A 26,298-nucleotide genomic window follows, 5' to 3' on the forward strand; every position below is an offset into this window, starting at 1 on the left:
CAGGGGTGGACGGGCCAGGGGCGGGGGATTGATCCACCAGCCCCTGCAGACAGCCGGCTCAGCCGGGCAGGCGGGGGCCGGCTTCGCGCTGCTCGGCCAGCCAGGTCTCCACCTCGTCGGAGGTGCGGGGCAGCCCAGCCGACAGGTTGACCGCGCCGGTCGCGGTGACCAGCACGTCGTCCTCGATCCGAATGCCCACACCGCGCAGCTCGGCGGGGACCAGCTCGTCCTCCGGCTGGAAGTACAGACCAGGCTCGACGGTGAGCACGTAGCCCTCGCCCAGCGCGCCGTCGCGGTACGTCTCCTTACGGGCGTTGGAGCAGTCGTGCACGTCGATGCCGAGCATGTGGCCGAAGCCGTGCAGCGTCCACCGCCGGTAGACGGTCGACTTCTCGTCCATCGCCTCGTCCACGCTCACCGGCAGCAGACCCAGCTCGGACAGGCCCTCGGCGAGCACCCGCATGCAGGTCAGGTGGACGTCCTTGAACTTCACCCCGGGACGGATGGCCTCGATCCCGGCCTGCTGCGAGGCGTACACGATGTCGTAGACCTGGCGTTGTAGCGCGGTGAACCGGCCACTCACCGGCAGGACCCGGGTGACGTCGGCGGTGTAGAGGTTGCGGCCCTCGACACCCATGTCCATCAGCAGCAGGTCACCCGGTCGGGTGGCGCCGTGGTTGTGCACCCAGTGCAGGATCGTGGCGTGCTCGCCGGCACCGACGATCGAGCCGTACCCGACGTCGTTGCCGTCGTGGCGGGCCCGCAGCGCGAAGACGCCCTCCAGCAGCCGCTCGGAGACCGCCCGGTCGGCCGGCAGGATCCGGGCGACGTCCTCGAAGCCACGTACTGTGGCGTCGATCGCGTCCTGGAGTTGGCCGATCTCCCACTCGTCCTTGACCAGCTTCATCTCCGAGATGGCGATGGCCAGCTCACGGTCCCGGGCCGGCTGGCCCTCGGTGCGGGGCCCGTCGTAGGAGCGGACGGCGGCGTCCACCTGGGCGTCGAAACCGCGCAACACCCGGGTACGCCCCGGAGCCAGGTCGGCGAGCGTCGCCTCCAGACCGGTCAGGTCGGCGGTGGGCAGGCCCAGCTCGGTCGACTTCTCGCCGAGGGTGTGCCGCCGGCCCACCCACAACTCGCCGTTGCGGCTGCGGAAGAACTCGTCGGTCTCCCGGGAGGACCGGGGCCGCATGTACAGCGTCGCGTCGTGCCCCGAGCCGTTCGGGCGCAGCACCAGGACGCTGTCGGCGTCGTGGTCGCCGGTCAGGTAGGCGAAGTCGCTGCCCGGCCGGAACGGGTAGTCGGTGTCGTTGGCCCGGACCTTCTCGGTGCCGGTGGGGATCACCAGCGTCTCGCCGGGGAAGGCCGCCGAGAGGGCCGCCCGCCGCTTGGCGTAGTTGGGCGTCTCCGGGCGGGGCGTCACGGGGAGCGCGGTGTCGCTCCAGCCCTGCCGCATGAAGGACAGGAACGCCTCCGGGAAGTCCGGATCGTGCGATTCCGTACCGTCCGTCGGCGTACCGTCGGTCTGTCCCTCGGTCATTGCGCCGCTCCCTCCGCTTCGTTGCTGGTCCCGACGGTACCGCGCGTCCGGTTGGCGGTAACGCCCCCTGTGAGTCGGGTGGATCGACGGACGGCTGCAAGGGCCGACAGCGCGCGTGGAAAGATGGCCACCATGTGCGGACTTCTGGCCTTCTTCAGCGCGAACGGCAACGCCGCAGCGCATCGCGACCACATCGCCGGAGCGTTGGAATGCCTGCACCACCGCGGCCCCGACGAGACAGGGGTCGAGGTGGTCGGCGACGCCTCCGGCCGGTACGCGGACGGCGTGTTCGCCCACAAGCGGCTGGCCATCATCGACGTCGCGTCGAGCCACGAGCCACTGCCCTACGCGAACGGCCGTTACCTGCTGACCTTCAACGGCGAGATCTACAACTACATCGAGCTGCGCGAGGAGTTGATCAGAAACTTCGGTGCCCAGTTCGCCACCGCCGGTGACGGCGAGGTGATCGTCGCGGGCTACCACTTCTGGGGTGAGCAGGTGCTCACCCGGCTGCGGGGCATGTTCGCCTTCGTCATCTGGGACCGGCAGGAACGCCGGGCGTTCGGTGCCCGCGACTACTTCGGCATCAAGCCGATGCACTACCTGGAGACCGCCGACGGCCTCTACCTGGCCTCGGAGAAGAAGGCGCTGCTGCCGTTCGCGCACAGCAACTACCAGGGCGACGCGGGCGTCGACACGGCGAACCTGAGCCACTACCTGACCCTGCAGTACGTCCCCGAGCCCGGCACCCTGCACAAGGGCATCAGCCGGATCGGCTCCGGGGAGTACCTGAACTGGACGCCGGGCGGGCGGATCGACGTACGCCGGTGGTACCGGCCGGTGTTCCGGCCGGCCCCGGTCGACGACGAGCAGAAGCTCTACCACGAGATCCGCGAGACGCTGCGGGAGAGCGTGCGCATGCACATGCGCTCCGACGTGCCGGTCGGCTCGTTCCTGTCCAGTGGCATCGACTCCACGGCGGTGGTGGCGCTGGCGCGGGAGTTCAACCCGAACATCCTCACCTTCACCGTCGGCTACGACGTGCCGGGTTACTCGGAGATCGACGTCGCCCAGGATTCGGCCCGGCACCTCGACGTCACCACGATCCCCACCAAGATCGGTCCGCAGGACATGATCGACGCGCTGCCGAAGATCGTCTGGCACCTGGACGACCCGGTGGCCGACCCGGCGCTGGTGCCGCTCTACTTCGTGGCCAAGAAGGCCGCCGAGCACGTCACCGTGGTGCTCTCCGGTGAGGGCGCGGACGAGTTCTTCGGCGGTTACACGATCTACCGGGAGCCGCTGTCGCTGGGCACCGTCAACGGTCTGCCCGGCGGTGTGCAGAAGGGGCTGCGCGCGGTCTCCAAGGCGATCCCGCAGGGGGTCAAGGGCAAGAGCTTCCTGGAGCGCGGCACCACCCCGATCGAGGAGCGCTACTACGGCAACGCCCGGATGTTCACCGAGGAGGAGAAGCAGCACCTGATGCGCCGCTACGACCCCTCGGTGCGCTACACGGACGTCACCGCCCCGATCTACGCCGAGTGCACAGAGCTCGACGACGTCACCAAGATGCAGTACGTCGACCTCTACACCTGGCTGCGCGGCGACATCCTGGTCAAGGCAGACCGGATCTCGATGTCGCACTCGCTGGAGGTGCGGGTGCCGTTCCTCGACCGGGAGGTCTTCGACGTCGCGGCGAAGATTCCGGTCGACCTGAAGTTGCCGCCGCGCTCCGACGCCACCAAGTACGCGATGCGTCAGGCGTTGCAGGGTGTCGTGCCGCCGGCCATCGTCAACCGCAAGAAGTTGGGCTTCCCGACCCCCACCCGGGTCTGGCTGCGTGGCGAGATGTACGAGTGGGCACGGCACGTGCTCAGCACCTCGGGCGCGGGTGACCTGCTCGACCTGTCGTACGCGCTGCGCCTGCTCGACGAGCACAAGCGGGAGGAGGCCGACCACTCCCGCAAGGTGTGGACGGTGCTGATCTTCTGCATCTGGCACGCGATCTTCGTGGCGAAGACCCTCGACCCGGGTATCCAGCGCAACCAGTCCGCCCTGCTCACGAAGCCGGTGGTCGGCTCCATGGTCCGCTGACCCCTGCCCCCACCCTGCTGCCTCCTGCCCCACCTGTTGATCAAGAGGTTTGCGTCATCCGGAGCGGTTCCGGTGACGCAAACCTCTTGATCATTTCAGGGTGGTGGTGGGGTGGTGGTCAGCGGCGGGCGCAGGTGACTGTGGGAAGCCCGTTGGTTCCTGTGGAACTCGCCAGGAAGCCGAACGTCGTGGTGCCATTCGGTGCGACTGTGCCGTTGTAGGCGACATTCGTCGCCGTCACCGTCGAGCCGGACGATGTCTGGGTGGCACCCCAGATCTGACTGATCGCCTGCCCGTTGGGCCAGGTCCAGCTCGCTGTCCAACCGGCGAACGGCGTACTGCCGTGGTTCATGATCGTGACCTCGCCCTGGAAACCGCCCTGCCAGGCGCTGGACACCTTGTAGGTGGCCATGCAGTCACCGCCGGACGGCGGCGGGGTGGTCGGGTCGGTCGGCGGATCCGTCGGGTCGGTCGGCGGATCGGTGGGGTCGGTCGGCGGATCGGTCGGCGTACCGCCCGGACCCACACCGGTGACCTGGCCGCTGCCGCCGTCGAAGGTCACGTCGGAGCAGCCGAAGAAGTTCTCCTGCGAGTCCGAGCGGACCCAGCGGGAGTAGATGATGTGCCGGCCACTCTTACCCGACGGCAGGTTGCCGCTGAAGTAGTAGTGCCCGTCGTTGCTGCCGACCGAGCCGCGCTGCGGCGGGTTGGTCACCGTCAGGAACGGCTCCTCCAGGTCACTCCAGGCCAGGGCCCGGGTCGGGCTCCAGCTGTTCTTCGTGACGTAGAAGTAGAACGTGCCCGGGTGGTGCGCCCAGTTGCTGTACTTGAAGTCCAGCCGCGCCCCGGCGGTCAGGTGGGTCAGCGGCCAGTCGGTGCGGGGCAGGTCGTAGCCGCGGAAACCGGTTGCGCCGCCGCTGCACAGTTGCCCGTCCGGGATGAAGCCGGTGGTCCGGCCACCGGCGTCGGAGCGCAGCACGCTGAACCAGTTGTACAGCGAGTTCGCCCCGCTCTGCGCCACGGCCGCGGAGCACGCGGGGTTGTTCGGCCTGATCTCACCGGTCTGGCTGCGGCCGTCCTGCCAACACAGGTAGGTGCGGCTGCCCGGCGTCATCGCCGCGCCGTGCGCGGCGGCCGGCTGAGGATTGGACGCCAGGGCGACAACGCCCAGCGCGAGGGTCATGGCCGCGGTGAGCAAGGCGGCCATACGGGAACGGTTCACGGGTTCTCCTGACTCGCGAGGGGCGCTGGCTGAGCCGCCCCGCCGCAATCGGGTGGGATGTGGCGTGATCGCCCCGCTGTCGTGAGCGGTGCGACGATCACGGCGACGTGCCCCGGCGGAAAACAGCCAGTGGACGTGCGCCGTCGACGGTCCTGTCCGGGACCGGTGCCCTCGCGTCTAACCAACCCGGCAACCGGGGGGCGCCCGCAGCCCTCGCACCGCCCGGTACGCGTCATCCCACCACGCCGCAGCGGCCGAGCGCAATAGTCGTTCCTCGATGCATGAGAAGACCCGCCGATCGCCGTTGAACGCCATATCCTGCGTACGGGGAGCGGGAACGGAGAGGCGGCAGCCGGTGCCGGACGTGTTCGACGAGGTGCACCGCCGGTGCCGCGACCGCGAGCCGGTCGCGCTGGCCACAGTGGTGGCCACCTGGCACTCCGCCCCGCAGCCACCCGGCACCGCCATGGTGGTCGCGACCGACGGCACTGTCATCGGCAGCGTCTCCGGCGGCTGTGTCGAGGCCGATCTCTACGAACGCGCCCGCGGTGTGCTCGACACCGGCCAACCCGAGCTGTGCCGCTACGGGATCAGCGACGACGACGCGTACACAGTGGGCCTGACCTGCGGCGGCATCCTCGACGTGTTCGTGGAGCGCGTCGACGCGAGCACCCTGCCGGCGCTGGACGCGGTCGCCGCCGCCCGCCGCAGCGGCCGACCGGCGGCGATCGTCACCTGCGTCGCCGCCGACGTCGGCACTTCTCCGGGCACCGGGCCGATCGACCCGGCCCGGCGGCTCGGCCGGCGGCTGGTGCTGACCGGCCAACGGTCCGTCGGTTCGCTCGGCGACGACCGGCTCGACGACGCGGCCAGCGCCGACGCCCTCGGGCTGCTCGCCGCCGGGCGCAGCGGCATGCTCCGGTACGGGTACCACGGGCAGCGCCGGGGCGGCGGCGTCAGCCTCTTCGTGACCGCGTACGCCACCCCGCCCCGCATGATCGTCTTCGGGGCGATCGACTTCGCCGCCGCGGTGGCCCGGATCGGCGCGTTCCTCGGCTACCGGGTCACCGTCTGCGACGCCCGGCCGGTCTTCGCCACCGCGCGGCGCTTTCCCGAGGCGGACGAGGTCGTGGTGCAGTGGCCGCACCGCTACCTGCGTACCGAGTTGGCGGCCGATCGGCTCGACGAGCGGACGGTGCTGTGCGTGCTCACCCACGACCCCAGGTTCGACGTGCCGTTGCTGGAGCTTGCGCTGCGCCACCCGCTGGCGTACGTCGGCGCGATGGGTTCACGACGCACCCACGACGAGCGACACAAGCTGCTGAGCGAGGCGGGGCTCAGCCCGGCGCAGCTCGCCCGGCTCGCCTCCCCGATCGGGTTGGATCTCGGTGGTCGCACCCCCGAGGAGACCGCCGTGAGTGTGGCCGCGCAGATCGTCGCGGCCCGGTGGGGCGGCACCGGACGCCCCCTCGCGGTACTCGACGGGCCGATCCACCAGCCGGGGTAGCGCGCACGTCGGTGCGTGGCCTTCGGTGCCCATCGGGCCGTGCGCTGTGCCAGCCTGGTGCCACGGCGACCGGCTCGGCGAGCGGCGGCCGGTGGCGACGACGAGAGGATCGGCATGGGATACGCGGTGGTGCTCGGCGAAGCGCTCGTCGACCTGCTCGACAGCGAACTCGACGGGGAGCGGGTCTATCGGCAGGCCATCGGCGGCGGGCCACTGAACGTCGCCGTCGGGGTGGCCCGACTCGGCGGTGCGGCACAGTTCGTCGGCTCGCTCGGTGACGACGCGCTTGGCGGCCGGATCCGCGCCTTCCTCACCGCTGCCGACGTCGGGGTGGCCGGGGCGATCATGGTCCCGGCGCCGACCACGCTCGCCGTGGTCACGTACGCCGGGCCGGAGCCGGACTTCCGTTTCTACGGCGAGCCGGCCTCCTACGGACTGTTCGGCCCCGACGATCTGGACCTGGCGTTGCTGGAGGGCGCCGACGTGCTCTACTGCGGCTCGATCGTGCTGCTCCGACCCGACACGCTGGCCGCCGCCCGCCGGGCCTGGTCGCTCGCCACCGGCCTGCGGGTCTTCGACCCGAACGTACGCCCCCGGCTGCTGAACGGGCCGGCCGCGCTGGAAGGGCTGCGCGAGGTGGTGGCCGAGTTCGCCGCCGGCGCGCACCTGGTCAAGCTGAGCGCCGCCGACGCGGTGCTGCTCTATCCCGGTGAGCCGGTCGAGGGGGTGGCGGCGTACCTGCGTGAGTTGGGGGCGGCCACTGTGGTGGTGACGCTCGGCGCGGCCGGTGCGGTGTTGGCCGCCGCCGACGCCGACCCGGTCCGGGTGCCGGCCCCCAAGGTCGACGCGATCGACGCCACCGGCGCGGGTGACTCCGTGATGGCAGCGCTGATCGCCGACCTGCTCGTCGACGGCGAGCCGGAGGGCCCGTCGGGCTGGGTCGACCGCGTCGCCTTCGCGCTGCGGGTTGCCGGCCTGGTCTGCGAATCCCCGGGCGGCGCCACCGCCATGCCCACCCGCACCGCCGTCCAAAACCGCTTCAACACCTAACCCCCCGCCCCCGCCCCCGCCCCCGCCCCCGCTCCCCACCCCCGCCCTCGGCGCCGATCTTGCAGTTTCGGTCGACGTTTGGTCCGCTTTGCTCCTCTTTGGCACCGCAGAAAGTGCAAGATCGCGGCGGGGGTGGGGTGGGGTGGGGGTCGCGTGTGGGTTGACCTGGGGGTTTTGTGAGCGTTAACATCGACGATGCACGATGGAAACGTGAGTGCCGTCGGGGAGGCTCTGATGCGGGTGGTTCTGGTACCTCTGGCGTTCCGCCGCGTCGCGGCAGTACTGGTCGTGCTTCTCGTGGCTGCCGGGATGGTCGTCGCCGACCCGCCGCAGCGGGCGATCGCGTGGGACAACGGGGTGGCCGACACCCCGCCGATGGGGTGGAACAGCTACGACTCGTTCAACTGGAGCGTCACCGAGGCCGACGTCCGGGCCAACGCCGACTACATGGGCACCAACCTGCGGCAGTTCGGCTGGGAGTACGTGGTGATCGACTGGGCCTGGTACTACCCCGGTCGGCACAACAACAGCCCCAACCAGGACGCGAACCTGCAACCCCGGCTCCGGATGGACGCCAACGGACGGCTGCTGCCGGACACCACCAGGTTCCCCTCCGCCGCCGGTGAGAACGGGTTCAAGCCGCTCGCCGACTACGTCCACGCGAAGGGGCTGAAGTTCGGCGTCCACCTGATGCGAGGCATTCCCCGCCAGGCGGTCGCCGACAACGTCCCGATCCTCGGCACCACCTGCCGCGCCAACCAGATCAACAACACCACCACCGCGAACTGGCTCAACCTGATGTGGGGCCTGAACATGTCCAACCCCTGCGCCCAGACCTACCTGGACTCGATGTTCCAGTTGCTGGCGTCCTGGGGGGTCGACTACGTGAAGGTGGACGACATCGCCGCCCCGACGTACCGGCAGTCGGAGGTCGAGGGATACCGACTGGCCATCCAGCGCAGCGGCCGCCCGATGGTGCTGAGCCTGTCACCCGGCCCGACCTCGCTGGCCAGCGGCGCACACGTCCAGGCCAACGCGCACATGTGGCGGATCGTCAACGATCTGTGGGACAACTGGTCGTCGGTGGACGCGCTCTTCGACCAACTGCGCAACTGGACCCCGTACCGCGCCACCGGCGCCTGGCCCGACGCCGACATGATCCCCATCGGCCGGCTCTCCAAGTACGGGCCGGTCGGCTCGCCGCGGTACTCCAACCTGACCCCCGACGAGCAGCGCAGCCTGATGTCGCTCTGGGCGATCAACCGGGCGCCGCTGATGTGGGGCGGCAACCTGGTCGAGAACCGCGCCGCGGAGTTGGCGCTGATGACCAACGCCGCGGTCATCGGGGTCAACCAGAACAGCACCAACAACCGTCAGCTCTACGGCGGCAGCCGGCAGGTGTGGATCGCCGACGTGCCGGGCAGCAACGATCGGTACGTCGCCCTGTTCAACCGGGACGGCAGCGCGGCGCAGGTGTCGGTGAACCTCGCCGACCTCGGGATCGGGTCGGCCGCCGTGACCGACCTGTGGTCCGGCGCGGCCCTCGGCACGGTGACCGGCACCCTCACCCGGTCGCTCCCGGCCCACGGAGCCGGGCTGTACCGGCTGACCCCGGACACCACGGTGCCGGTGCCGAGCACGTACACCCTCGCCGCGCGGCACAGCGGCAAGCTGCTGGACGTCTACAACAACGCGACCACCGACGGCGCGGAGATGGTGCAGTGGGCCGCGAACGGTCAGCCCAACCAGCGGTGGCGCTTCCAGGACGCGGGTGGCGGTTACCAGACGGTGGTCAGCGTGCACAGCGGCAAGTGCCTCGACGTGTACGGCGGCGCGACCGCTATCGCCGACGGGGTCCGCGTGATCCAGTGGAGCTGCAACGGCGGCACCAACCAGCAGTGGCGCGTACAGGATCTCGGCTCGGGGTACGTGCAGCTCGTCGCCCGGCACAGCGGCAAGTGCCTGGAGGTGCTCAACGCCGCCACCACCGACGGTGCCCGCCTGGCGCAGTGGACATGTGGCACCGGTACCCACCAGCAGTGGAGGCGTACCCAGGTGTAGCCGCGCTGGGTGGGTCAGGCCGTGCCGGTCAGTTCCAGGTAGCCGCGGTGGGCCGCGACCAGGGCCGGGCGGGCCCCGAAGGGGGCCTCGGCGGCCACCCGCTCCGGCGGGGCGCTGCCGGTGTGCGCGGCCCGGATCAGCCAGGCCAGCTTCGCCAGCTCCGCGTGCTGGGCCCGGACGAAGTCGACGTCCACCAGGTCGCCGTGGCCCGGGATCACCACAGTGCGCGCGGTGGTGAGTCGCAGCAGGTCCGCGACAGCGTCCGGCCACTGCAAGGGGTACGAGTCCTCGAAGGCTGGCGGGCCGCTCTGCTCCACCAGGTCTCCGACCACCAACACGTCGGCGTCCGGCACGTGCACCACCAGGTCGGCCTCGGTGTGCCCCCGCCCCGGGTGGCGCAGCAGCACCCGTCGACCGCCCAGGTCGAGGACAGTCTCGACGTGCACTGTGTGCGTCGGGGCGAGCAGCGGGGTGTCGGCCAGCTCGGCGGCGAGCGCCGGGTGCTCCGTGCGCAACTCCTCGTACGCCTCCCGGCGCAGCCGCTCCGGCTCTTCGCGCAGGGCGGTGGCGGCCAGTTCGTGCGCGTACACCGGGCGGGGTGGGTCGCCGGCCAGGACGGCGTTGCCGAAGCAGTGGTCGTAGTGGTGGTGGGTGTTGACCAGCGTCAACGGACGGTCGGTGACCGCCCGGACTGCCGCGGCCAGCTCGGTGGCCTGGGCGGCCGAGGAGAGCGTGTCCACCAGTAGCGCCTCGTCGTCGCCGACGACCAGTGTGACGTTGACCCGCAGCAGCGGTTCGGCCAGCACGTGCACCCGGTCGGCGACCTCGACGAAACCGCCGTTCACGACGCCCGCCCAGCCCGTTCGACGAAGCGTCCCCGGTCGACCAGGATCCGGTCCACCCGGCCCCGGGCCACCGTCTGGTCGCCGTCGCTGACAGTGACCTCGAACGACAGCCGGCGACCGTCGACGGTCGCCAGCAGCGCCTGCGCGCGGACCGTCCGGCCGACCACTGTCGGCGCGAGGTGCTCCAACTCGACCCGGGTGCCTACTGTCGTCGTACCGGGCGGCATCCCGGTCGCCGTCGCCGCGACGGTGGCCGCCTCAGCCAGCGCCAGCACCCGGGGAGTGCCCAGCACCGGTACGTCCCCGGAACCGACCGCCTGGGCGGTGTCCGCGTCGGTGACGGTCAACTCGACCTGGGCGGTCAGACCCGGCGCGAAGGCCGGCTCGGGCTGCTCCTGCATGGTCGTCAGCCTAGGTGCTCGCCGGACGCGTCGAACACGCGCCCGACGATCCGGGCGCCACCACCCCCGACGGCCAACGGGTGGTCCCCGTCGGTCGATGCCGTACCCGTCGTTAACCTTGACCCCGATGGCCGTCGTGACTGACCCCCAGCCCCCCGCCCGGACCGACCCGCCCGCGTCCCCGGACGGGGGTCGTCGGCGCGTCGTCGCCATGACCGTCTGGGCGGTCGCCTTCGTCGCCGCGTGGCTGGCCATCGGGCTGCCCACCGACCCGGCGTACGCCTTCGTCTGGATCTGGCTGGCGACCATCGCATGGAACAGCGAACGGCCGTGGCGTAGCCACCTGCGCTTCGCCCGGGACTGGGTGCCGGTGGTGCTGCTGTTCGTGATCTACAACCTCTCGCGCGGGTTCGCCGACAACGGGGCCACGCCGCACGCGATGGAGCTGATCGTCGCCGACCAGTTCATGTTCGGCTGGGCCACCGGCGGTGAGGTGCCCACCGTCTGGTTGCAGCAGCACTTCTACCACCCGCAGGTGCACTGGTGGGATGTCGCGGCGAGTTGGGTGTACTTCTCCCACTTCGTGGTGGCGCTTGCCGCCGCCGCGGTGCTCTGGCTGCGCGACCGGCACCGCTGGGCCGCGTACATGAGGCGGTGGGGTTTCCTCTGCGCGGCCGGCCTGGTCACCTACTTCATCTACCCGGCCGCCCCGCCCTGGTGGGCGGCGCAGAACGGCCTGCTCACCGAGGTCGCCCGGATCTCGACCCGGGGTTGGAAGGCGTTCGGCATGCACGGTGCCGGAAACGTCCTCAACGCCGGTCAGATCGCCTCCAACCCGGTCGCCGCGATGCCGTCGCTGCACACCGCGTGGGCGTTGTTCGTGGTGTTGTTCTTCCTGACCGCCACCCGTCGTCGCTGGTGGCCGCTGCTGCTCGCGTACCCGCTGGCGATGACCTTCACCCTGGTCTACTCGGGTGAGCACTACGTGATCGACGTGCTGGTCGGCTGGGCCTACGTGGGTCTGACCTTCCTGGTGGTCGGTCTGGCGGAGCGCGGCTGGACGGCGTGGCGGGCCCGCCACCCGAGCGCCAAGGCGGCACGGCCCACGGAGCAGCCCGCCGACCCCACGGACCCCACCGATCCCCCGCCCGGCCAACCCGAGCCCCCAACGCCACGGGAACCAGACACCACCACCCACCCCGCAGTCCCCGCCGACCACTAACCCCCCGGCCCGGGCCCGGACGGGGTGGGGGTGGGGTGGGGTGGGGGTCAGGGTTGGGTGCGGGCTTGGTGGGCTCTTGTGGTCAGGTCGGCTGCCAGGGCCCAGGCCTCTGCCAGGTCGCGGTCCTGGGCGGTGGCGCCGGAGCCGCCCGCGGTGTCCGCGTGGACGGTGGCCAAGCCGAGACGGCGCTGGATGGGCCCCTGGACCACTCGCACGCTCTGGATCCGGGCGTACGGCACGATCACCAACTGTCGGGTGAGCCGTCCGGACCGGGTGGCGAACACCCGCTCGAACAGGCCCGCGCCGAACGCGGCACGGCCCAGCGGGTGCAGCCAACGGGTCCGGCGCGGCGGCGGGCTCAGCGTGAGCGCGTCGAGGCGTACCCCCGGAAGCACCTCGGCGACGATCATCGTCGCCGTCGGCAGGTCGCCGACCGGCAGCAGCCGGTCGGGCCGGTTGCGGTCGTCGGCCTCCGCGACGGAGTAACCGGCCACCTCCAGCCGCAACCGCAGCCAGCCCTTCATCCGCCACAGCAACGGCCAGGTGGCCCGCACGGTCTGCACCCGCTCCAGCGGCACGGTCTGCGCCCGCGTCTCCAGCAGGCCGTTGTGCACCCGCAGCGTGGCGCCGTCGCGGGCCAGCCGGAAGTTCCAGTCGTCGAGGACCCGGCGGATCGGTTGCAGCAGCACACCCGCCATCGCGGTCAGGGTGCTCGCCACCGCGACGAACGACCACGAACCCGCGGTGAGGAACTGCACCACGACGAAGGCCACACCGAACGGGAGCAGGAACGCCTGCGGGGTGAGCAGTTGGCTGATCAGCAGGTTCTGGTTGCGTACCGCGTGCAGTGGCCGGCCCGGTACGGCCGCCGGTGGCGCCGTCGCACCCGGGGCCACCGGGGCCGCCGCGTCGCCGGGCGCGGGCTGCTGCGCCACCCGCCCGGCCAGCGCCAGCAGACGCTCGCGCAGCAGCGCCGCGTCGGCCACCCCGAGGTACGCCAGTGGCGCCTCGGCCTTGCCTCCGCCGACCACTTCCAGGCGCAGCTCGGCCAGGCCGGTGAGCTGGGCGAGCAGCGGTCGGACCACTTCCACGGCCTGCAACCGTTCCAACGGGATGGCCCGGGTACGCCGCCAGAGCAGCCCCTCGTACACCCGTAGTTCCCGGCCGACGACGTGGTAGCCGGTGTTGTACCAGCTGATCACCGACAGCACTGTCGCGCCGAGCGCCAGCACCGCCACCATGGCGGCGAACCAGCCGAATCCCACGCGCGAGAGCGTCGACCAGGACAGCCCGGCGATCACCACGACCAGGGACTTGGCGCCGTGCAGCACCGGGCTGAGCGGGTGCAGTCGCTGCCGGGGTTCGCCCTCGCCGCCGCCCGGTGGTGCCGGCCACGGCGCGGGCGTGCCGGGCGGCACCGGCCCGTCAGGTGCCGCGCCAGTTGGCACCGGCCCAGGCGGTGCCGCGCCAGCGGGCAGCACCGGCCCCGGTGGCGTCGGGCCGGTGGGCGGCACGGTGCTCGGCTCGGCTGGCCCGTCGCTCATCGGAGCGGCCCTCGGCGCGGTCGGCGGCTGCGCGCGCGGGTGCTCACAGCCCCTCCGCCCGGTCCTCGCCGAGCGCTGTGAGTCGATCGCGCAGCCGGGAAGCCTCCGCCGGACGCAGTCCGGGCACCCGGGCGTCGCTCGCGGCCGCCGCGGTGTGCAACTGCACTGTGGCCAGGTCGAAGGCGCGCTCCAACGGCCCGGCGCTCACGTCGACGAACTGCATCCGCGAGTACGGCACGATGGAGAGTCGACGGACCAGCAACCCGTGCCGGACCAGCAGGTCGTTCTCCCGCTCGGCATACCCCCAGGCCCGGACCGCGCGGACGATCGCGACGGCCCGCCACGCGCCGAACACCAGCACGACGGCCACGGCGAGCCCGAACAACGAGTGACCGCTGAGCGCCCAGCCGACCCCGGTCACCGCCAGCCCGATGGCGACCACGATCGCCAGCCGGATCAGCTCCACCCAGATCAGATCGGTGGAGATCGGCTGCCAGTTGACAGTGTCCGGCCAGGGCTCCAGTGGACCCCGACCACCCGGCGCAGCCGTCAGCAGCGCGCCGGGCTCGGGCGGCAGGAGGCCGGGGGGCGGTAGGTCGGGAGCGCGCTGGTCGGCGGCGGGTGCCGGCCGGTGACCGGGCGGCAGCGCGCCCGGTGGCAGCGGGGCGGGCGTCGAGGCGTCCGGCGCGGTGGGCTCCGGGCCGAGCGTGCCGGGTGCCGGAAACGCGCCGGGCGGCGGGTCGACGCCGGGTGGTGCGGTGGCCGGGGTGGGCGGCCAGGACGGGGAGGTGGGGCCGGGGGAAGCCGGAGGGTCGCCGCTCACAGGTCGAGCGTAGGCGATCCGGGCACCGGAGTGACGGCACGCAGGAAGCCTCGAGCGTCGAGGAAGTCACCGAGGCTGCCCCGGTGCGCGGCGCAGGCCAGCCAGGTCTTGCGCCGATCGGCGTCGTGCAGACGGGGATTGTTCCACTCCAGCACCCAGACGGCGGCGGACCGGCAGCCCCGGGCCGAACAGACCAGGGCCTCGTCGGCGGGGGAGGGGATGCTCATCCCGGCCAGTCTAGGGCGGCGGGACGGAGAGCTTGAGCGCCGGGCGACCACGGGGGGAGTCGCCCGGCGACGGGGTGAATCGTACACGCGGCGGGCCGGTCCGTGCACACCCTCGATGCGTGATTCGGCCGCCGGGGACGGCGCGGTCAAAATCGGCTTCTCCCCACCTCGACACTCAGCAAGGCGTGCGAGTCTTGATACCGCACGAGCCGCGACGACCGACAAACGCTGTGGAGGACCGGTGGCCCAGCCGACCATGCCCGACGCCCCGACGCCGAACGGAGCGGCACCCGCCCCGGTGACCACACCCGCGCAGGACGCCACCCTGCTGGAGAAGGGCCTGTTCGAGATCAAACGTGTGATCGTCGGGCAGGACCGGATGGTGGAGCGGATGTTCGTCGCGCTACTCGCCCGCGGTCACTGCCTGCTCGAAGGCGTGCCCGGGGTGGCCAAGACCCTGGCGGTGGAGACCCTCGCCAAGGTCGTCGGTGGGTCCTTCGCCCGGGTCCAGTTCACCCCGGACCTGGTGCCCGCCGACATCATGGGCACCCGGATCTACCGGCAGTCGAGCGAGAAGTTCGACGTCGAGCTGGGCCCGGTCTTCGTCAACTTCCTGCTCGCCGACGAGATCAACCGGGCGCCGGCGAAGGTGCAGTCCGCGCTGCTGGAGGTCATGAGCGAGCGGCAGGTGTCCATCGGTGGGGAAAGCCACCGGGTGCCGGACCCGTTCCTGGTGATGGCCACCCAGAACCCGATCGAGCAGGAGGGCGTCTACCCGCTGCCGGAGGCGCAGCGGGACCGGTTCCTCATGAAGATCGTGGTGGGCTACCCGACCGACGCCGAGGAACGGGAGATCGTCTACCGGATGGGCGTGACCGCGCCCGAGCCGACCGCGGTGTTCGACACCCCGGAGCTGATCGCCCTGCAACGCAAGGCGGACCAGGTCTTCGTCCACAACGCCCTGGTCGACTACGCGGTGCGGTTGGTGCTGGCCACCCGGGCCCCGGCCGAGCACGGCATGCCCGACGTCGCGCAACTGATCCAGTACGGGGCCAGCCCGCGCGCCTCGCTGGGTCTGGTCCGGGCCACCCGCGCCCTGGCGCTGCTGCGCGGGCGTGACTACGCGCTGCCGCAGGACGTGCAGGACATCGCGCCCGACATCCTTCGGCACCGGTTGGTGCTCAGCTACGACGCGCTCGCCGACGACGTACCCGCCGACCACATCGTGCAGCGGGTGATGTCGACGATCCCGCTCCCGGCGGTCGCTCCCCGGCAGCAGGCCACCCCGCCGTCGATCGCGCCGCCGCCGGGCGCTGGCTGGCCCGGGCAGCGCCCGTGACCTCACCCACCCCTCGTCCGGCTCCCCTCGCCGACCGTAGCGAGGCCGTGCTGTCCCGGCTTCAGCTGCTCGTCACCCGCAAGCTCGACGGTCTGCTCCAGGGCGACTACGCCGGCCTGCTGCCCGGACCGGGCAGTGAGGCGGGAGAGTCCCGGGAGTACCGCCCCGGCGACGACGTGCGCCGGATGGACTGGCCGGTCACGGCCCGGACCACCACACCGCACGTGCGGCGTACGGTCGCCGACCGGGAGTTGGAGACCTGGCTCGCGCTGGACCTCTCCGCCAGCCTGGACTTCGGGACAGGTCAGTGGCTCAAACGGGAGGTGGTGGTGGCCGCCGCGGCCGCCATCACCCACCTGACCGTGCGCGGGGGTAACCGGATCGGCGCCGTGATCGGCACCGGCGGCGGGGCGTCCGCCCCGGCCCGACGCTGGCGGGGCGGACCACCGCCGGCCGGGCCCGGGGTGCTCACCCGGCTGCCGGCGCGCTCCGGGCGCAAGGAGGCGCAGGGCCTGCTGCGTGCCGTCGCCGGCACCGCCATCCAGCCCGGCCGTGGTGATCTGGGCGCCTTGATCGAGATGCTCAACCGTCCGCCCCGCCGTCGCGGGGTGGCAGTGGTGGTCTCGGACTTCCTCGCGCCCGCCGAGCAGTGGGCGCGGCCGATGCGCAAGCTGCGCGTCCGCCACGACGTGCTGGCGATCGAGGTGGTCGACCCGCGTGAGCTGGAGCTGCCTGACGTGGGAGTGTTGCCGGTGGTCGACCCGGAGAGCGGCGAGCTGCACGAGGTGCAGACCGCCGACCCGCGGCTGCGGCAGCGCTACGCCGAGGCCGCCACCGCCCAACGGGCCACCATCGCCGCCGCCCTGCGCGGCGCCGGCGCGGCCCACCTGCGTCTGCGTACCGACCGAGACTGGCTGCTGGACATGGTGCGATTCGTGGCCGCGCAACGGCACGCGCGTACCAGGGGGACGACACGATGATCCGTTTTCTGCAACCGTGGTGGCTGCTGGCTGTGCTGCCGGTCTTCGCCCTCGCCGCGTTCTACGTCTGGCGGCAGTTGCACCGCCGGGCGTACGCGATGCGGTTCACCAATGTGGACCTGCTGCGTACTGTCGCGCCGAAGGGCCTGGGCTGGCGTCGGCACGTCCCGGCGACCGCGTTCCTGCTCTGCCTGCTGGTGCTGGCCACCGCGCTGGCCCGTCCCGCCGTGGACACCAAGGAGCCGCTGGAGCGGGCCACAGTGATGCTCGCCATCGACGTGTCGTTGTCGATGCAGGCCGACGACGTGGCGCCGAACCGGCTGGAGGCGGCCCAGGAGGCGGCCAAGCAGTTCGTCAGTGAGCTGCCGGAGAGCTACAACCTGGGCCTCGTGTCGTTCGCCAAGGCGGCCAACGTGCTGGTGCCGCCGGGCAAGGACCGGGACGCGGTGACCAGTGCCATCGACGGGCTGGTGCTGGCCGAGGCGACAGCGACCGGCGAGGCGGTGTTCACCTGCCTGGAGGCGATCCGGTCGGTGCCGACCGACGGCGCGGCGGGCATTCCGCCGGCACGGATCGTGCTGCTCTCCGACGGTTTCCGGACCTCCGGTCGGGCGGTGGAGGAGGCGGCGGCAGCCGCGCAGGCCGCGAACGTTCCGGTCTCCACCATCGCCTTCGGCACCGACACCGGGCAGGTCGACATCGGCGGGCAGTTGCAGCGGGTGCCGGTGGACCGGATGGCCCTCGCCGAGCTGGCCGAGACCACCGAGGGTTACTTCTACGAGGCGGCCTCGGTGAGCGAGTTGAAGCAGGTCTACCAGGACATGGGCAGCTCGATCGGGTTCCGCACCGAGCCGCGTGAGGTGACCCAGTGGTACGCCGGGGTGGCGTTGCTGCTGGCGCTCTGCGCGGGAGCGTTCAGTCTGCTCTGGTCGTCCCGGATGCTCTGAAGCCGGCTCAGGGTTTCATCAATGGGTCCAGGGCCAGGCGGGCGGGCAGGCTGAGCGCGGCGCGGGCCAGGACGGGTGGCGTGGGCCGGCGGGTAACCAGGTGAAGTATGAGCCGACCCGCCACCGCTACGGCCCCGACCCGTTCCTGCGGTTCGGCGTAGGCGAGGCCCATTCCCCGGGGCAGGACGACCGGGCACCGCAGCAGACGGCCCATTCGTACGGCTGTTTCGGCGGTGGCTGCCGCGCGTGGTCGAGCACCCAGTTCGGAGAGCCGCCGGTGCAGCGCAGCCGTGGACAGGTCGTAGGTGTACGCGATGACGTCGAGTCCGGCGAACGGCCGACGTCCGGCATGGAGCGTCACGTCCGGCGGGGTGAGTACGGCCAGCCTGTCGGCGCCGATGGGCAGCGCGCTCACGGTGCCGGGCAGCCGCATCTGATTGGCGATCGCGACGAAGGCCGCATCCAGTGAGCCCTCGCCGACCCAGTCGACCAGTCGGTCGCCATGGTCGGTGACCTGGTGCACGTTTCTTCCGGCCAGCAACTCCTCCAGCGCCGGAAACAGCCAGGGGGCGAGGCTGCCGAAGGTGCCGATCGTGAGCGTCCCGGTGTGCGCTGCCACCCGGGTGCGATCGAAGATCTCTGCCAGATGGGCGAGGACGTGTGCCGCCTCTGCCGCGAGGGCCCTGCCGGCCGGGGTGGGCCGCGCCCCGGTGGTGTCCCGATCGAAGAGCCGTTCGCCGATCCGCCGTTCCAGCGCCGCCAGCCGGTTGCTGGCGGCCGGCTGGCTGATCAGCAGTTCCCGCCCCGCCGCTCCGAGCGAGCCGTGTCGAGCGAGCGCCTCGACGAGCCGAAGGTCCTCGACCGATGGCGATGAGTTCATAAGCCAAGGTTATGAGCTACTCCGCCGATCCGCGATCTACCCGACGGTGCCAGGCAAGATCAGGATTGGTTCCATGACCGCTCGACGTGACATCGCCGTCATGCTGACGACGACATTCCTGACCTGGATGGGGCAGCGTACGACAGCCCTCGCGCTGCCCCTCGTGGCGCTCGCCGAGACCGACTCCACCTGGGCCACCGGGCTGGTCGGCGGGGCGGTCGGGTTACCCATGCTCACCTCGGCCTGGTGGGCTCGCCGCATCCGGCAGCGGCTCACCACCGGCCGTGCGCTGGCCGGCGTGCTCGCCGTCCAGGTGATCGGGCTGTTGGTAGTGCCTGTCGGCGCCGTGCTCGGCACCGTCGGCCCGATCCACCTGATCGCCGCGGGCCTGATCACCGGCTGTGGCACCGCGCTCAGCGGCCCGGCCCAGCGGGCGTTGCTCGCCGACATCTGCGACGGACTGGGCACCGAACTCGCCGCCCGGATGCTCGCCTGGCAGGACTTCGCCCATCGCGCCACTATGATCCTGGCACCGCCGCTGGCCGGCTGGGCGATCACGCTTGACGGTCCGTTCCGGCTGCTCTGGGCCGAGGCGCTCGGCGTCGGGATTGGTGTGGTCGCGCTGCTGACCGTACGGGGCCGCGCCCCCGTCGCCCCGGGTGGGGCAACGGGCGACGCTCCTGCCCTGCGACACGTCCTGTCCCGACATCCCGATGTGCGTCGCGCTGTGGTCATGGGTGGGGTCGGAGGGCTCGCCTGGTTCGCCTTCACGCTCGGCCTGGCGATCCTCGGCGCCGAGACAGGTCGGCCGGGCCTACTCATCGCGGCCGGTATGACCGGGTACGGTGCGGGCTCCGTCGTCGGCGCACTGCTCGCGCCGATGCTCGTACCCCGGCTGCCGCCACTGGCGACCATCGCCGCCGGTTGGGTCGTTCTCGGTGCGACCTTCATGGTTCTGCCGCTGTTCACCGCGTCGCTGGCGTCGATCGCCTACCTGGCGGCGGTCGGCGGCTTCGCCATGCCTCTCGGTATCGCGGCGGTGAACCGGTTGATCAGTGTCCGCACCGACGGCGCGGAACGACGAGCGGCCTTCGCCGCAGAGAGCTTGGTGCACGACGGGGCTGTGTCGCTCGGCCTGCTCGCCGGCGGAACGATCATCGGCCTGCTCGGCACGGGAACAACGCTGGTCGTCGCTGGCGTCGCGCAGATCGGCGTCGCGCTCCTCGCCGGGCCCTGGCGGATTCCCGCACCGTTACGGGTCAGCCGAGCAGGCGCCCGCGGCGACGGGACACCTCCTGCCACGATTCGCCCCAGGTGGGCAATCGCGCGCAGGAGTCGTGGGTGAGCAGGCGGTCCAGATACTCCCGGCGCTTCGTGTCGGTGACCAACTTCTACGCTTCGATGGCGGTTGCGGCGCACCCACGCCGGCAACCGACAACCTCGGACGAGCGACGGTCAGTGACCGCCACCGGCGAGCACGAAGACGATGGCCACCCAAACGGCGGCGAGGGTGAAGCCCAGCGGGGCGACGTAGCGGCTCATGACGGCTCCGGGTGGCGGCTGGACGGTCCGCGTGCGGGGGCGGACCGCAGGGGGTGGGGACGCGCACACGAAGTCGTGACCGGGCGGCTCCCGGCGACCGCCCGGGATCGGGCGGCGCGGCACACTCACCTCGGCAGTTGCCGACGTGGTGGGGAGCGGAGCGGGGTCAGCTCACCAGACTGAGTCGTGGCTCAGCGGGACTGACCATCGGCCCGGCCACGACTGGGAGGATCGCTATCTCGCACAGCGATCACCTCCTGCAAGTCGGGCGGGCCGGAACGTCGATGATCGTACACCTGCGGTGCCGGCGGAACGCACTCGGCCGACCGGCCGGAGACCCCTCCACCGCCCGGTTGGCGACGCCGCTCGCCACCAGCGCGTACGCCTCGGCGGAACGACATCGGCTGCCCCACCCGCACCACGGTGACCAGCACCACGGCGAGCAGCGGCAGCCAGCAGCAGCGCGCCAGCATCCACCCCGGGCCGTCCGGGGCGGTGTGCAGACCGGGCAGGGCCAGCCCGCTGCGGGCGGTGAGCGCGGTCACCGCCACCAGTACCGGCTGGTGCCACAGGTAGATCCGGACGGCGGACCGGTTCACATCGGTCACCGCTCGGCCCGGCAGCGGCCGGGTCACCAGCCGGTGCAGTGCCGGCCGGGCGAGCAGCCCCAGCCCGACCTGGGTCACCGCCAGCGCCACGACCAGCAGCGACGGCGGGTTCAGGTTGGACACCCCCGCCCCGGGCACGCCGACCGCGCTCGCCGGGTAGCCGAGCGCCAGCAGCGCCGCCAGCGCGACCGCCCCACCGGCCGCCAGTGTGCCGCCCGCCCGCCGCCCGTCCAGCCGCCCGTCGGCGTGCGCCACTCCCAGCAGGTACGGCACCGACCAGGCCGCCAGCACGGTGACCGGGGGCAGGTCGGTGCCGGCCGGCAGCAGACGGACGGCCAGGTCGACAGCGGCCACCACGGCCACCGCCGGCGCACCGCACCGCGCCACCCCCCACCGGCGTACGGCGACGCGCAGCGGGCCGGTCACCGCGACCAGGATCACCAGCGGGAGCAGGAACCACAGCGGGCTGACCGCCAGCCGCAGCGCGACGGCGAGCGTGTCGTCCGAGGTGCCGACGACGGTGGCGGTGAGCAGCACTGCGGCACCAACACCGAGCAGCGCCACAGCGGGCAGCAGCAGCCGGCGCAGCCGACCGGCCAGCCAACCGCACGCACCGCCCGGGTAGCGGGCCAGCGACCGGGCCGAGCCGAACCCGGCGGTGAAGAAGAACAACCCGAGCGTCTGCAACACCCAGGTCACCGGGGCCAGATCGGGCAGGGCGGTCAGCGGACTGGCCTGGTGCAGCCCGCCGTCGCCGGCCAACACCAAACCGGTGACCAACCAGTGCCCCAGCACCACACCGCCGACGGCGTACGCCCGGAGCGCGTCGACGGCACGGTCCCGGCTCATCGGGCCTCCCCGATCCGATCGGTGTCGACGCCGCCCAGCACGACCGCCGCCACCGCGACCAGCGCGGCGCTGCCCGGCGCGAGGTAGCCGTCGTGCCCCGCCACCCCACCCACCGGCAGGGGGCGGGCGCCGAACGCCGGATCGCCGGGTCGCCGGCCGAAACCCAGGCCCGGCAGCCGCACCGGCGGTACCCGACGGATCCAGTCGGTCGGCGCCTCCGCCGCCCAGAACCGCCGCCCGCCGGGCAGGTCGTCGGCGCGCTGCACCCCGGCGCCGACGCCGCCGAGGCTGACCACGTCGGTGACCTGGGCCGGGGCCTGCGCCGCCGCCAGCGACACCACCAACGACCCGTAGCTGTGCCCGACCAGCGTGATCGCCGCCGCTGGACGCCGCCCGGCCAACTCCCTCAGCAGCCTGGCCAGCCCGGCCGCGCCGCGCCGTGCGCTGACGCCACCGGCGGCGGTCAACACCCCGTCGGGCGGGTCGTAGCCGAGCCAGGCCAGCACCGCGACCCGCGCCGTCGGGTCGGTCGCCCGCAGCTCCCGGTAGAGCTGCCCGGCCTGCACCGCCGGCGCCCGCCGGGCCACCCCGCCCAGCCCCCTGTCGAAGTCGGCGAGGGTGCTGCCGACCCCCGGCACCAGCACCGCGATCCGGTCCGCGTCGGCGAGGTCGCCGAACACCTCGACCGCGCGGCCGTCACCACGCCCGTCGAACAGCAGGAACCGGCGTCCGTCGGCCACCCAGTCCGCGTACGGGGGGCCGGCCGCGCGCATCGCCGCCGCCATCACTGGGTACGCCTCGACGAACCCCGCCACAGTGGCCGGCTCGGGTCGGGTCGGCAGGACCAGGTTCACGCCGAGCAGCGCGGCCATCGCCACCCGGCTGGCACCTCGTCGTCGCATCACGTTCTCCCTCCGGAATGTCGTCCGGAGGGAGAGTGCGCCCAGGGGCGGGGCCCGGTCGTCGTCCCGCAGAGCCGTTCCCGGGCTGGCTCCACAGGGCTACTCGCCGGCGGCCACCAGACCCGTCTCGTACGCCAGCACCACTGCCTGGGCCCGGTCACGCAGACCCAGCTTGGCCAGGATCCGCCCGACGTGCGTCTTCACCGTCTGCTCGGCCACCACCAGGTCACCCGCGATCTCCGCGTTGTTGCGACCCCGGGCGATCAACCGCAGCACCTCGGTCTCGCGGGGGGTGAGCCCGGCCAGGTCGGTGGGGCGCGGGCGGCGGCGGTCCGGACGGGCCGCGAACTCGGCGATCAACCGACGAGTGACACCCGGGGCGAGTAGCGCGTCCCCGGCCGCCACCACCCGCACCGCCTGCACCAGGTCGGCCGCCGGGGCGTCCTTGAGCAGGAACCCGCTGGCCCCGGCGCGCAGCGCCTCGTACACGTAGTCGTCCAGGTCGAAGGTGGTGAGGATGAGCACCCTGGGGCGCTGCGCCGACCGGTCACCGAGCAGCTTGCGGGTGGCCTCCAGCCCGTCCATGACCGGCATCCGCACGTCCATCAGCACCACGTCCGGGTCGAGGTGGCGGGCGGCGGCCACCGCCTGCGCGCCGTCGGCGGCGTCCCCCACCACCAGCAGATCCGGTTGGGCGGCGAGCAGCGCGCCGAAACCCTGTCGGACCATCGCCTGGTCGTCGGCGATCAGCACCCGGATCATCGGTCCCCGCCCTCCACCTCGTACGGCAACTCGGCCACCACCGCGTAACCCCCGTCGGGCAGCGGCCCGGCGGTGAACGTACCGCCCAGCGAGGTGGCCCGTTCCCGCATGCCGGTCAGCCCGTGCCCGGAGCCGCCGTCGGGGGTCGGTCGGACGTCGACCGGGGAGTTTTCGACGCGTACCCCCAGACCAGACCGGCCGACGCGGACGGTGACCCGCACCGCGGCGCCGGCCGCGTGGCGGGCCGCGTTGGCCAGGCCCTCCTGCACGATGCGGTACGCGGCCAGCCCGACCGGCGCGGGCACCCGCCCGTCCTCCACCGGCTCGGCGTCCACTGTCACCGGCAGCCCGGCCCGGCGTGCCGCGTCCACCATCGCGCCCAGGTCGGTGAGGTCCGGCTGTGGGGCGGTCTGCGGCCCGGTCGTCTCGCTGCGTAGCACCCCCAACAGCCGCCGCATGTCGGTGAGCGCGTCGCGGGCCGACGCGGCGATGGCGACGAACTCCGCGGCTGCCGGGGCCGGCACGTCCGTCAGCCGGTACGGGGCGGTCTCCGCCTGCACCGCTATCAGCGACATGTGGTGGGCCACCACGTCATGCAGCTCCCGGGCGATCCGGGTGCGCTCCTCCAGCACCGCGCGGCGCTCCTGCTCCCGTTCGCTCAGCTCGGCCTGCGCCGCCAGCGCGTGCCGGGACAGCCGGTTGCGGCGGATCAGGTCGCCGACGATCGCCAGCGCGCCGAGCAGCAGCAGGACGGGGACCCGGTTGTCGGGGTGGACCAGGGTGAGCACCGGCACCGTGCTGATCGTCACCACCCAGGCCAGCACCGGCCGGTCGACCCGTGCGACGACCACCGCCAGCACCGCGATCGACCCGAGCGCCAGCGGCGGGGTCCACGGCCAGGCCTGGTCGGCCGGGGCGTTGAACGTGCAGATCAGCAGGGCCAGCACCGTCAGCCGCCAGGCCAGCAGGGGACGCCGGGGCAGCGCCAGCAGCGGCGCCACAGTCATCGCCGCGAAGAGCATCGCGATCGGTGTCGGCAGCCCCCATTCGCTCTCCACTGTCAGCGTGATCAGGAAGATACCCAGCGCGGCGAGCAGGCCGACCGGCGCGGCGTAGCGGGCCGGCCCCGGCCAACGGGCCAGCAGTGGCCGCTCGGGCCGGGCGTCCGGGCCGAGCACTGTCTGCCGCAGGGCCCTCAGGGCCACCGCGATCGGATGCCGGTTCACCACCCGGAGGCTACGGGCCGACCCCGCCACGAGGCGTGCCACCAGGGGTTGATCCCGGTGTGGTACCCCAGTGTGACGCGACTCCCGTTAGCGCTTACCTGCCGGTAACGCCTAGGCTCCGACGCGTCCGTGCTGACCATTCGCAAGGGGGAACAGTGGCCCGAACCGTGCTGGTGACCGGGGGTAACCGAGGGATCGGCCTGGCCATCGCGCAGGCCTTCGCCAAGCAGGGCGACCGGGTGGCGGTCACCCACCGTAGCGGCGAGGCACCCGACGGGTTGTTCGGCGTCCGCGCCGACGTCACCGACGCCGCCTCGATCGACGCCGCGTTCGTCGCCGTCGAGGCCGAGCTGGGGCCGGTCGAGGTGCTGGTCGCCAACGCCGGCATGACCGCCGACACGCTGCTGCTGCGGATGTCCGAGGAGCAGTTCACCGACGTGGTGGACACCAACCTCACCGGTGCGTTCCGGGTCGCGAAGCGGGCCTCCGGCAAGATGCTCCGCGCCAAGTGGGGCCGCATGATCTTCATCTCCTCGGTGGTCGGCCTCGCCGGCGGCGCCGGGCAGGTCAACTACGCCGCCAGCAAGGCCGGCCTCGTCGGCGTCGCCCGCTCGATCACCCGGGAGCTGGGCAGCCGCAACATCACCGCGAACGTGGTGGCGCCCGGCTTCATCGACACCGACATGACCGCCGGCCTCACCGGCGACCGCAAGGCGGAGATCCTCAAGTCCATCCCGGCCGGCCGGATGGCCAGCCCGGACGAGGTCGCCGCCGTGGTCACCTGGCTGGCCTCGGACAGCGCCGGGTACGTCTCCGGCGCCGTCATCCCGGTCGACGGCGGCCTCGGCATGGGCCACTAACCCTTTTGACTACGGAGGAAATCAGCGATGTCCGGACTGCTCGCCGGTAAGCGACTGCTCGTCACCGGTGTCATCACCGACGCCTCGATCGCCTTCTCGGTGGCGAAGCTCGCTCAGGAGAACGGCGCGCAGGTCGTGCTCACCGGCTACGGCCGGCTCTCCCTGGTCGAACGGATCGCCAAGCGGCTCCCCGAGCCGGCGCCGGTCATCGAGGTGGACGTCACCAACACCGAGCACCTGGCCGGCCTCGCCGACCGGGTACGCGAGCACGTCGACGGCCTCGACGGTGTCGTGCACTCGATCGGCTTCGCCCCGCAGAGCTGCCTCGGTGGCGGCTTCCTCGACGCGCCCTGGGAGGACGTGGCGACCGCCCTGCACGTCTCCACCTTCTCGTACAAGTCGCTGGCCATGGCGGCGCTGCCGCTGATGTCGCCCGGCGGCGCGGTGGTCGGCCTGACCTTCGACGCGACGAAGGCGTGGCCGGTCTACGACTGGATGGGCGTGGCCAAGGCCGGCCTGGAGTCCGCGTCCCGCTACCTGGCGCTGCACCTGGGCAAGCAGGGCATCCGCAGCAACCTGGTCGCCGCCGGGCCGCTGCGCACCATCGCCGCGAAGTCGATCCCCGGCTTCGACCAGTTCGAGGAGGCCTGGGCCGAGCGTGCCCCGCTGGGCTGGAGCCTCACCGACCAGGAGCCCGCCGCGCGGGCCTGCCTGGCGCTGCTCTCCGACTGGTTCCCGGCCACCACCGGCGAGATCGTCCACGTCGACGGCGGCTACCACGCCATCGGCTCCTGACGCTTCACCCCGACGCCCCCCGGTCACCGTCCGCGTGATCTACGCGTCCGGACCAGGGGGCGTCGCCGGGAC

24 protein-coding genes are annotated in these 26,298 nt (G+C 72.3%); 11 read left to right on the forward strand and 13 right to left on the reverse strand.

What is annotated here, in order from left to right; translation table 11 throughout:
• Positions 1-58 precede the first annotated feature (58 nt).
• Positions 59-1,540: an aminopeptidase P family protein gene (locus PSH03_RS03225; protein ID WP_210786422.1), complete on the reverse strand. Its 1,482-nt coding sequence runs from the start codon at positions 1,538-1,540 to the stop codon at positions 59-61.
• A gap of 132 nt (positions 1,541-1,672) precedes the next feature.
• On the opposite strand from PSH03_RS03225, the gene asnB reads away from it, so the two are divergent.
• Positions 1,673-3,634: an asparagine synthase (glutamine-hydrolyzing) gene (gene asnB, locus PSH03_RS03230; protein ID WP_091405235.1), complete on the forward strand. Its 1,962-nt coding sequence runs from the start codon at positions 1,673-1,675 to the stop codon at positions 3,632-3,634.
• A gap of 118 nt (positions 3,635-3,752) precedes the next feature.
• Here the strand turns inward: asnB and PSH03_RS03235 are convergent, their stop codons facing one another.
• Positions 3,753-4,841, reverse strand: coding sequence for a lytic polysaccharide monooxygenase (locus PSH03_RS03235; protein ID WP_210786435.1), 1,089 nt, complete (start codon positions 4,839-4,841; stop codon positions 3,753-3,755).
• A gap of 370 nt (positions 4,842-5,211) precedes the next feature.
• Here PSH03_RS03235 and PSH03_RS03240 point away from each other — a divergent pair, with 370 nt between their 5' ends.
• The 3 genes from PSH03_RS03240 to PSH03_RS03250 all read left to right on the forward strand — a co-directional run bounded on the left by PSH03_RS03240 (position 5,212) and on the right by PSH03_RS03250 (position 9,474).
• Positions 5,212-6,363: an XdhC family protein gene (locus PSH03_RS03240; protein WP_238688203.1), complete on the forward strand. Its 1,152-nt coding sequence runs from the start codon at positions 5,212-5,214 to the stop codon at positions 6,361-6,363.
• A 114-nt stretch (positions 6,364-6,477) separates the two neighbouring features.
• Positions 6,478-7,413, forward strand: coding sequence for a carbohydrate kinase family protein (locus PSH03_RS03245; RefSeq protein WP_238688204.1), 936 nt, complete (start codon positions 6,478-6,480; stop codon positions 7,411-7,413).
• A gap of 234 nt (positions 7,414-7,647) precedes the next feature.
• Entirely contained in the window at positions 7,648-9,474 is a 1,827-nt protein-coding gene (locus tag PSH03_RS03250) for an alpha-galactosidase (RefSeq protein WP_238688205.1), read from the forward strand.
• A gap of 14 nt (positions 9,475-9,488) precedes the next feature.
• On the opposite strand, the gene PSH03_RS03255 is transcribed toward PSH03_RS03250, so the two are convergent.
• Together PSH03_RS03255 and PSH03_RS03260 are read right to left on the reverse strand one after the other, a co-directional pair.
• Positions 9,489-10,319: an MBL fold metallo-hydrolase gene (locus tag PSH03_RS03255; protein WP_210786377.1), complete on the reverse strand. Its 831-nt coding sequence runs from the start codon at positions 10,317-10,319 to the stop codon at positions 9,489-9,491.
• On the reverse strand, positions 10,316-10,720 hold the full coding sequence (locus PSH03_RS03260; RefSeq protein ID WP_210786378.1) for a thioesterase family protein: 405 nt from the start codon (positions 10,718-10,720) through the stop codon (positions 10,316-10,318). Before PSH03_RS03260 ends, PSH03_RS03255 begins: the two co-directional genes overlap by 4 nt.
• Before the next feature lie 127 nt (positions 10,721-10,847).
• Between PSH03_RS03260 and PSH03_RS03265 the strand changes: the two genes are divergently transcribed.
• Positions 10,848-11,942, forward strand: coding sequence for a phosphatase PAP2 family protein (locus tag PSH03_RS03265; RefSeq protein WP_282102933.1), 1,095 nt, complete (start codon positions 10,848-10,850; stop codon positions 11,940-11,942).
• 47 nt (positions 11,943-11,989) lie between these two features.
• Here the strand turns inward: PSH03_RS03265 and PSH03_RS03270 are convergent, their stop codons facing one another.
• The 3 genes from PSH03_RS03270 to PSH03_RS03280 form a co-directional block, all read right to left on the reverse strand.
• Positions 11,990-13,486 (reverse strand): PH domain-containing protein, encoded by a 1,497-nt coding sequence (locus tag PSH03_RS03270; protein WP_238688206.1) that lies wholly within the window; start codon positions 13,484-13,486, stop codon positions 11,990-11,992.
• A gap of 43 nt (positions 13,487-13,529) precedes the next feature.
• Positions 13,530-14,063 (reverse strand): PH domain-containing protein, encoded by a 534-nt coding sequence (locus PSH03_RS03275; protein ID WP_210786396.1) that lies wholly within the window; start codon positions 14,061-14,063, stop codon positions 13,530-13,532.
• Between the two features lie 242 nt (positions 14,064-14,305).
• Positions 14,306-14,536 (reverse strand): hypothetical protein, encoded by a 231-nt coding sequence (locus PSH03_RS03280; RefSeq protein ID WP_210786379.1) that lies wholly within the window; start codon positions 14,534-14,536, stop codon positions 14,306-14,308.
• 241 nt (positions 14,537-14,777) lie between these two features.
• Between PSH03_RS03280 and PSH03_RS03285 the strand changes: the two genes are divergently transcribed.
• Genes PSH03_RS03285 through PSH03_RS03295 form a run of 3 tightly spaced genes read left to right on the forward strand, consistent with a single transcriptional unit; the run spans position 14,778 to position 17,802 of the window.
• Entirely contained in the window at positions 14,778-15,875 is a 1,098-nt protein-coding gene (locus PSH03_RS03285) for an AAA family ATPase (protein ID WP_210786380.1), read from the forward strand.
• Entirely contained in the window at positions 15,854-16,855 is a 1,002-nt protein-coding gene (locus PSH03_RS03290) for a DUF58 domain-containing protein (RefSeq protein WP_210786397.1), read from the forward strand. The genes PSH03_RS03285 and PSH03_RS03290 overlap by 22 nt, the downstream gene beginning before the upstream one ends.
• Positions 16,852-17,802, forward strand: coding sequence for a VWA domain-containing protein (locus PSH03_RS03295; protein WP_112619645.1), 951 nt, complete (start codon positions 16,852-16,854; stop codon positions 17,800-17,802). Before PSH03_RS03290 ends, PSH03_RS03295 begins: the two co-directional genes overlap by 4 nt.
• Positions 17,803-17,809: 7 nt before the next feature.
• Here PSH03_RS03295 and PSH03_RS03300 read toward each other — a convergent pair whose 3' ends face one another.
• Positions 17,810-18,682, reverse strand: a complete 873-nt coding sequence (locus PSH03_RS03300; protein WP_210786381.1) for a LysR family transcriptional regulator — start codon at positions 18,680-18,682, stop codon at positions 17,810-17,812.
• A 73-nt stretch (positions 18,683-18,755) separates the two neighbouring features.
• Between PSH03_RS03300 and PSH03_RS03305 the strand changes: the two genes are divergently transcribed.
• Entirely contained in the window at positions 18,756-20,027 is a 1,272-nt protein-coding gene (locus PSH03_RS03305; protein WP_238688207.1) for an MFS transporter, read from the forward strand.
• 110 nt (positions 20,028-20,137) lie between these two features.
• On the opposite strand, the gene PSH03_RS03310 is transcribed toward PSH03_RS03305, so the two are convergent.
• The 5 genes from PSH03_RS03310 to PSH03_RS03330 all read right to left on the reverse strand — a co-directional run bounded on the left by PSH03_RS03310 (position 20,138) and on the right by PSH03_RS03330 (position 24,571).
• Positions 20,138-20,353, reverse strand: a complete 216-nt coding sequence (locus PSH03_RS03310; protein WP_196925116.1) for a hypothetical protein — start codon at positions 20,351-20,353, stop codon at positions 20,138-20,140.
• Between the two features lie 62 nt (positions 20,354-20,415).
• Entirely contained in the window at positions 20,416-21,681 is a 1,266-nt protein-coding gene (locus tag PSH03_RS03315) for an acyltransferase family protein (RefSeq protein ID WP_238688208.1), read from the reverse strand.
• Positions 21,678-22,583 carry an alpha/beta hydrolase gene (locus tag PSH03_RS03320; RefSeq protein ID WP_238688209.1) on the reverse strand — a complete coding sequence of 302 codons (906 nt, stop codon included), beginning with the start codon at positions 22,581-22,583 and terminating at the stop codon, positions 21,678-21,680. Before PSH03_RS03320 ends, PSH03_RS03315 begins: the two co-directional genes overlap by 4 nt.
• Positions 22,584-22,682: 99 nt before the next feature.
• Positions 22,683-23,345 (reverse strand): response regulator, encoded by a 663-nt coding sequence (locus PSH03_RS03325; protein ID WP_196924346.1) that lies wholly within the window; start codon positions 23,343-23,345, stop codon positions 22,683-22,685.
• A complete protein-coding gene (locus PSH03_RS03330) occupies positions 23,342-24,571 on the reverse strand; it encodes a sensor histidine kinase (protein ID WP_238688210.1) in 1,230 nt (409 codons plus the stop codon). The genes PSH03_RS03325 and PSH03_RS03330 overlap by 4 nt, the downstream gene beginning before the upstream one ends.
• Positions 24,572-24,726: 155 nt before the next feature.
• Between PSH03_RS03330 and fabG the strand changes: the two genes are divergently transcribed.
• Complete coding sequence (gene fabG / locus PSH03_RS03335; RefSeq protein ID WP_238688211.1) at positions 24,727-25,431, forward strand: 3-oxoacyl-ACP reductase FabG; 705 nt, start codon at positions 24,727-24,729, stop codon at positions 25,429-25,431.
• Positions 25,432-25,458: 27 nt separating this feature from the next.
• Positions 25,459-26,226: an enoyl-ACP reductase FabI gene (fabI, locus tag PSH03_RS03340; RefSeq protein WP_210786387.1), complete on the forward strand. Its 768-nt coding sequence runs from the start codon at positions 25,459-25,461 to the stop codon at positions 26,224-26,226.
• Positions 26,227-26,298 lie beyond the last annotated feature (72 nt).

This window comes from Micromonospora salmantinae (genome assembly GCF_022230905.1).
In the GTDB taxonomy this organism is placed as follows: Bacteria; Actinomycetota; Actinomycetes; order Mycobacteriales; family Micromonosporaceae; genus Micromonospora; species Micromonospora salmantinae.